Source organism: Granulicella aggregans (assembly GCF_014203275.1).
GTDB lineage: Bacteria > Acidobacteriota > Terriglobia > Terriglobales > Acidobacteriaceae > Edaphobacter.
Genome location: NZ_JACHIP010000009.1, coordinates 111,046 through 118,153, shown reverse-complemented (window position 1 = coordinate 118,153; position 7,108 = coordinate 111,046). Strand labels below are relative to the sequence as shown.

The window sequence follows — 7,108 nt, the reverse complement described above, 5'->3', positions numbered from 1 at the left end:
CCCAACGTCCAGTCATGGCCGAACACGGAGCCGCTCAGAGCATTTCCAGAATGCAACAGATCACAGCCCTTGGGTATTTATGAGACTGGTTCTAGAGGCTGTTGTTAACTTTTATTCCTGTTGAGCAAACGGTTGGGGTGTCTCTTGTTTTCTCTATGAGCATAGAGAGATGGAGAAGCAGTATCGGTCGAACTATCCGAGCGATGTGAGCGACGAGGAGTGGGCGTTTGTGGCCCCGTACCTGACGTTGTGCCGGGAGGATGCACCGCAGCGCGAGCACTCGTTGCGGGCGGTGTTCAACGGTCTTCGCTACCTCGTGCGCACCGGCAACCAGTGGCGCTTCATGCCGGGCGACCTGCCGCCGTGGACGGCGGTGTATCAGCAGACACGGCGCTGGATGCGGGCCGGTGTCTTCGAGATCCTGGTGGAGGATGTGCGTTCTCTGTTGCGCGAGTTCGCCGGACGCAAGCCACAGCCAACGGCGATGATCGTGGACAGCCGCACGCTACAGTCGACGCCGGAGTCGGGAGCGCGTGCCGGATATGACGGCGCCAAGCGACGCAAGGGCTCAAAGGTGCATGCGGCGGTCGATACGTTGGGTCATCTCCTTGCCTTGCATGTGACCGCAGCAAGCGAACAGGACCGCGCCCAGATCGACCGGCTGGCCGAAGAGGTCCAGCGGATCACCGGACGCAGCATTGAGTTGGCCTATGTCGATCAGGGTTACACGGGACAGACTGCAGCCGACGCGGCGGCCCAGCATGGCATCCAGCTGCAGGTCGTCAAACACACCGAAGCAAAGCGCGGCTTCGTGCTACTGCCAAGAAGATGGGTCGTCGAACGAAGCTTCGCATGGGCCGCTCGCTTCCGAAGACTCGCCAGAGACTACGAACGGCTCAATCAAGCCCTCGCTGGATACCACTACTTCGCCTTCGCTTGGATCATGCTCGCCCAACTCACAAAATTACTCAACAAAAGTTCATAACGGGCTCTAGAGAGTGGTCAGGTCTATTCGACTTGCTGAGATTGCCCCCGGTTCCAATGAAGAAGTAGCTTCCGACCTGAAGCCGCAGATTCTCATTACCGCTTCGACGCGGCAATCTCATTGCGGCCATGGTTTAGATTCGCCCGCGGCCTCGACCGAAAATCAGGTAAAGAAGCACGATCAGCAGGATCAGGCTGAGCCCACCACCGCCGTAGTAACCGACGCCGGGACCTGCGTAGTATCCGCCACCGCCAAACAACAGAATGAGTATCACGACTACGAGTATGAGAGGCATGATCGGAAGTCTAGCACCGTGCAACCAGGATGTGAGCCTATCCAAGGCTCCGGATTGTGAAGCAGACATTGAGACGCTCCCATATGGCTATGTCCCAATCAAGCCCCAGGATGAGGCCTTCATCATGCAGCTCGCTGACACTCTTGGCGAGCGCCTAGCGGCCGGGGCTTCCTGATGTCGAAAGCGTGCGGAACAACCGATGAGGAACTGCAAAAGCAATCATGCCGAGGAGACTTGAGGCGCTCCCGTACCCACGACTGCCGCAGACCTTTCAGTAGTTGGTCTTCAGATAACTCTCACTAGCCAGCCTCAAGGCTCGTCAACCCGAAGAGTTGAGATGAAATAGGTATTGCTGTGTCCCGATGACGAGAACAGGCTCAATCCTTCTCCAATAAGCTTCATCCCCAGTGGTACGAGGTGGATGATGGATGCGATCCAGGGAAAGCCCCGCCGGCTAGCCTTCAAGAAATCCTCGCTTGAGCGCGATGGTCACGGCGTGAGTGCGATCGTTCGCCCCAAGTTTAGAGAGGATGCTGCTCATATGGTTCTTGACGGTATCTTCAGAGATCGACAGCCGTTGTGCGGTGATCTTATTTGAATGCCCGCTGGCAACTAGTCTTAGGACGTCGGTCTCCCGATCTGTAAGCGAACTCTGGTCGAAATACTTTGCCATAAGTTCTGAGATCTCGGGTGGTATGCACCTTCGGCCGGCGTGGACCAGGCGAATCGTGTCAAGCAAATCCTTTCGAAGCATGCTCTTCAGCAGATATCCCTGCGCTCCCGCCCGCAGTGCCCGCACGGCTTGGACGTCCCCATCATACGTCGTAAGGACGATGATTCGTGCTCCAGGAAACTCCCCTCGAATCACCTTCAATGCTTCAGCGCCGTTCATGATTGGCATCCGAAGATCAAGGAGCGTAATGTCGGGATGGTAACGCCGATAGGCTTCGATAGCCTCTTGCCCGTCCCTCGCCTCTCCAACAAGTTCCATGTCGGGCTGAGCATTCACTGCGCCAGCGACACCTTCCCGGATCATCGCGTGATCGTCGACGCTCAGCACGCGAATCCGGCTGCTAGTGGGCGTCATGCCAATCCCGCCGAAGGACAATAAGCCGTTGGAAGCCATAGGTATCCTTCGCTAGTCTGTAATTTTTCATAGACGAGCGATCCCATCCCATGCACCACGTGGATTATGACCCGCATCAGGGCCTGGCGAGGGCCTGGTGCCCAAAAGTTCCCTTCCCCAAAGATCAGGATTACGCAGATCATGCTTGACTGTCGCGGGCACAGGTAAGGCGGCTCCCCAAAAGAAGGTTTTCTATCGAGGCCCGCATATTCGCTAGCCGACATATCTCGAAATGTTACACCGTGTGTTGTGTGGCGCACCCCCCAAAATTTCCTATCCCAGGCCATGACCTGCAGCGTCGCCGCACCTCCGCCACGCGCGTAAGCTCGATATTGTGCAGCGAATGTTCACGATGTTTCCCGCTGGTCTCCCAGGATTCGCCCTGATTTTGCTCCGAATCTCTGTGGCCGGATCCTTGATCTGGCTTAGATTTGCACTCTCTTCGATAGCGTTCCCGACTTGGTCAGCATTCGCAATTGCTGCGATCGCACTCGCTTTGTGCATAGGCGTTTGGACGCCCTACGTGGCTTCTCTCGCCACTGCCGTTCAAGGTCTAAGCATCTGTCGTCTCCACTTTGTTGAAGCGAGCATCCTCACAACCTGCCTTCTCTGCTCTGTTGCGCTGGCGATCATTGGTCCGGGGGCCTACTCATGCGACGCCCGGTTCTTTGGAAGACGGCGAATCACATTCCACGATGATCATTAGGAAGTTAGGGATGGAATTGCCAATGAATATCGTCTTCCGTTCCATACGCTCAACGAATACACCGATAGACACGGGTATGACCGGATTCTCGTGAAAGGGGAGTCAAAGACCTATCAGTGCCCTGTCTTTGTTCGACTCACACAGCTGATCTTGCCTTCGCTCAACTTTCCAGAACTCGTGCCTTCATTCTTCATGGAATACTTCGTGAAGCTCTTCTGCGCTCAGCTTGTCCTTATTCATGGATGCAGTCCTAGCTGCATGATAAGCCGCGGCGGGTTATCCTCCTGGCAGACGCGACGGACGGTTGAACTGCTCGGCAACAATATCAACGAGCCACTAAGTCTCACAGCTTGGGCGAAAGAGTCTCGACCCTCGGTCAGCCACTTCGCTCGGTCCTTTAAGGACCCTTTCGGAATGCCCGCTCATCGGTAGATTCTGGCCCAGCGAGTCGAAGAAGCAAAAAACCTGCTCGTGAATTCAGACGAGCCTCTCGTCGAGGTGGCCTGTTGTACTGGCTTCTCGGACCAAGCCTGCTTCAATCGAGCCTTCTTAACACTCATGGGCATCAGTCCCGGTTGATGGCGCAGGGCCTTCGAGCAGCCTGGGACACGCACCATCACCATTCATATCATCGCAATCTGCACACCTCTTGAACAAAGGCCGGGATCTTTTATGATCAACCCCGCCGATCCAGAGACGGGCAGTGACCTGACTAGAGATAGATATCACGAGTCGATGCGACGAACCCACTATCTAATCTCGTTACTTCACCCGATTCGCCCTACAATCCGGAACTGGCTCGGACGACATGAAGTCACTTTATCCGCTTCCGCATATGTTCCTCGAAATGGCCGTGAATGGCAGGTCAGACCTTTCTTCCCAAGACGCCTATGCGACGCCACAGTGAGTCCCATTTAAAAGGGGAATCAATCGCGCTTAGCGGTGCCGTCAGAGTAATTTCCGTACCGGAACCTAGGCCACTCCATACACTCAATTGTCCGCCTATAGCTTCAGCGCGCTCACGCATACCAGAAACACCCCAATGCCCATTAAGTCCTGCAGCCAACACGTGAGGCTCGATACCGATGCCATTGTCACGAACAGTTAGCGTCACAACAGTCCGTTCGTATGACAATTCTGCCTCTATCTTTGCCGCACGCGAATGTTGGAACGCATTCCGTATGGCTTCGCGCCCTATACAATAAATTTCCCTCAACATCGCCGGGTCTATATACCGCGCCTCGCCAATTAAGAAGAAGCTGAAAGGGACGGTATGATCTTCCGCAAGCTGCTCGCCGTAGTGCATTAGAAGTTCCGAAAGATCGCCGTCGTTCCTGCCCTCATCGCGGAGACCGCTAGTGCTCTGGCGCCCTTCCAACAAAACGTCATCGGCGCGCCCCATAACGTGTTCGATTCTCCTGTAGATAGGCTCATCATGCTGCAGAGTGTTGAGCACATTTTGGAACTGTAGCATTAGCCCTTGGAACCCTTGCAAGAGAGTATCGTGCAGTTCGCGCGCTATCCGACTGCGTTCCCTGAGTCGCTCCTGAAGACGGAGATTGTGCTGCCGCGTGACTTCTTGCAATCGAAAGCGGTATCCGAACCATAAACATAGCGTGATGCTTGCCACATAAGTTGTCTTGAACCACCAGGTATCCCACCACGGCGGCAGTATGTGAACGTGGAGCGAAACGCCGGGCTCATTCCAAGGCCCCCTGCTCGACGCACCCTGTACGCGCAAGGTGTAGTCACCCTTAGGCAAAGTCGTGTAGCTCGCAATTCGTTGTGTGCTATCGACTTCATTCCACTTAATATCAAGCCCTTCTAGCTTATAGCGATAACGAGTGGTTTCTGAGTTAAAGTAGCTGAGAGCAGAAAACTCGAATGAGAAGATGTTCTGCCTGCTCGTGAGGGTTATGTAATTCGTATCCGTGATTGACTCTCTAAGCGGCGACTTATTGCCTATTGGGACTTCTGCGCCAGCTAGCCGAAAATCCGTCAGAACAATATTCGGGACTTGAACTGTATCGTGGACCCGGCTTGGGTAAAAGGCAGCCGCACCGCTGAAGCCTCCAAAAAACATCTCTCCCGCCGCGCTCTTGTAACATGCACCCCATCCAGTGAGATCAGGGCCAGGAAGACCGTCAGCGGTGGTGTAGTTGTTGAATTGTTCTGTGGGTGGGTCAAAGCTCGACACACCTTTATTGGTGCTTTCCCAAAGACGACCGCGCGTGTCTTCCAGGATACAACTCACAACATTTCCAGCCATCCCCTGCCGTTCACCATAGGCAGCAAACGTGTGAATTTCTGGATTGAATTTATCTAAACCATTTTGTGTGCCAATCCACATCTGTCCTAGGTGATCAAAGAATACAGCGTTGACCCGGTTGTCACTGAGACTTTGGGGATCATCCGAATTATGGTGATAAATCTTGAAACGGCCACTACCTGGGTCAAAACTCAGCAATCCCAGATTGCTGCCAAGCCACAGGCTGCCATTTTCCGCTTCAGCGATAGCGTAATAATTCAAGCCACGCGTGTTTAGATCCGGTTTGTATGTAATAAAGTGCTGGCTCGTTGCATCGAAGCGGCAAAGACCATCCCAGGTTGCCGCCCAAAGATTGCCACGATGATCGATAAGTAGGCGCTCGATAAGATCGCTGCACAATGAGGTGGAATCAGTTGGATCGTTACGGTAGGTGCGTATCCGACCAGTCCTACGGTTGTAACGCATGAGCCCCTGACCACCAGTTCCAAACCACAAAGTGTCCGAGCCTTCCTCGATGATCGAGAGGACTTCGTAGTTACGGAGCTGCCTGAAGGTAGAGGAGCGGCCGGTCTTGCGTACGATGCGCTTCACTAGACTTTCTGTAGCTACCCACAAAACGCCCTGCCGATCCTCGTAGAGAGCACCAATCAAAGCTCCTCCCAAGCCATTGTGAGTTCCGGTGCCATGCGTGAAGCTTTCGAACGGCGGCGACTTGCTTTCGAAAAAATTGGGTTCTGCCTGATGCAAGCCGGCCCAGATATTCTCTTCGCTATCCTCGAATAGAGTTATTACCCGCGTATCTGCTAGGCTCTCGCTATCGCCAGGGCGATTATTGTTGCTTATGAATTGCCTGCGTTCGCGGTCAAATCTCAGCAAGCCTGTGGCGCCTGTTCCAAACCACATTGTTCCTTGGTGATCCTCGAGCATCGTATAGGCCGGGTTTCTTACTTTGGCCGCACCGCTCTCCGGTGTCAACTCATACCGAGTCAGCGTGTTCGTTTTCCGATCAAATGTCGCTATAACGCCATCTTCGCCGTAGATGATCCAAAACACACCGAATCTATCTTCGTGGAAATAGGTTCCCATCCCGGAATCGCCGAGAGGAATATGCCTTTTCACCTTCCCGCTTATACGATCGAATTCGTCAAGACTTCTACCAGTCCCGACCCAGAAGGTGCCCGCCCGGTCTTCGCCAGTCGTTTTTATATCGTTGTCACCGAGGCTAGATGGGTCATTCGGAACATGGCGATAATGGCTAATCAGCCCGCTCGTAGGATCTAACTTGTACAGACCGCTACCTGTAGATAACCAAAGCATGCCGGAGTCGTCTTGACTGATCTGATTGATGGCAGTCGCTGAACCGCTCGAATCTTGCGCGTCAATTCGGTAGTGAGTGAATGTTTCGGTGAGAGCGTCGAATCGATCAAGATATTGATCCGATCCAACCCAAATGGTGCCAGAGCGGTCCTTGAATAAGGAATAGATGTAGACCCCGCTCAAACTGTCCGGATGCGCGTTATCGTGCCTGAAGACCTTAAACTTGTAACCATCGTAGCGATTTAGACCGTCCTGCGTCCCAAACCACATGAAACCTCTATCGTCCTGGATGATATTCGAGACTCTGACTTGAGATAGGCCCTGGGCGGCGGATAGCCGGGAAAATCGAATTTCCCTCCCTTCAATAATCGGCAACTGTATAGTCTGCTCATTCACACCGGCCTGCGCAA

At 53.8% G+C, this 7,108-nt stretch carries 5 protein-coding genes; 2 read left to right on the top strand and 3 right to left on the bottom strand.

Going from position 1 to position 7,108, the window contains the following annotated elements; all coding sequences use genetic code 11:
- Window positions 1-169: 169 nt before the first annotated feature.
- Window positions 170-985: an IS5 family transposase gene (locus tag HDF16_RS23560; protein ID WP_184222240.1), complete on the top strand. Its 816-nt coding sequence runs from the start codon at window positions 170-172 to the stop codon at window positions 983-985.
- Between the two features lie 133 nt (window positions 986-1,118).
- Here the strand turns inward: HDF16_RS23560 and HDF16_RS23555 are convergent, their stop codons facing one another.
- The gene (locus HDF16_RS23555; RefSeq protein WP_184222238.1) at window positions 1,119-1,280 is read right to left on the bottom strand and encodes a DUF3309 family protein; all 162 of its coding nucleotides are present in this window, start codon (window positions 1,278-1,280) and stop codon (window positions 1,119-1,121) included.
- A 454-nt stretch (window positions 1,281-1,734) separates the two neighbouring features.
- The gene (locus HDF16_RS23550) at window positions 1,735-2,406 is read right to left on the bottom strand and encodes a response regulator (RefSeq protein WP_246409819.1); all 672 of its coding nucleotides are present in this window, start codon (window positions 2,404-2,406) and stop codon (window positions 1,735-1,737) included.
- 1,138 nt (window positions 2,407-3,544) lie between these two features.
- Here HDF16_RS23550 and HDF16_RS32015 point away from each other — a divergent pair.
- Window positions 3,545-3,691, top strand: coding sequence for a helix-turn-helix domain-containing protein (locus HDF16_RS32015; protein ID WP_432432273.1), 147 nt, complete (start codon window positions 3,545-3,547; stop codon window positions 3,689-3,691).
- A gap of 286 nt (window positions 3,692-3,977) precedes the next feature.
- Here the strand turns inward: HDF16_RS32015 and HDF16_RS23540 are convergent, their stop codons facing one another.
- A complete protein-coding gene (locus tag HDF16_RS23540) occupies window positions 3,978-7,073 on the bottom strand; it encodes a ligand-binding sensor domain-containing protein (protein WP_184222235.1) in 3,096 nt (1,031 codons plus the stop codon).
- Window positions 7,074-7,108: the final 35 nt, after the last annotated feature.

What these genes read in the sequence shown, in the direction of transcription:
- HDF16_RS23560 (WP_184222240.1), top strand. Translation starts at nt 170, where the DNA reads ATGGAGAAGCAGTATCGGTCGAACTATCCGAGCGATGTGAGCGACGAG.
- HDF16_RS23555 (WP_184222238.1), bottom strand. Translation starts at nt 1,280, where the DNA reads ATGCCTCTCATACTCGTAGTCGTGATACTCATTCTGTTGTTTGGCGGT.
- HDF16_RS23550 (WP_246409819.1), bottom strand. Translation starts at nt 2,406, where the DNA reads ATGGCTTCCAACGGCTTATTGTCCTTCGGCGGGATTGGCATGACGCCC.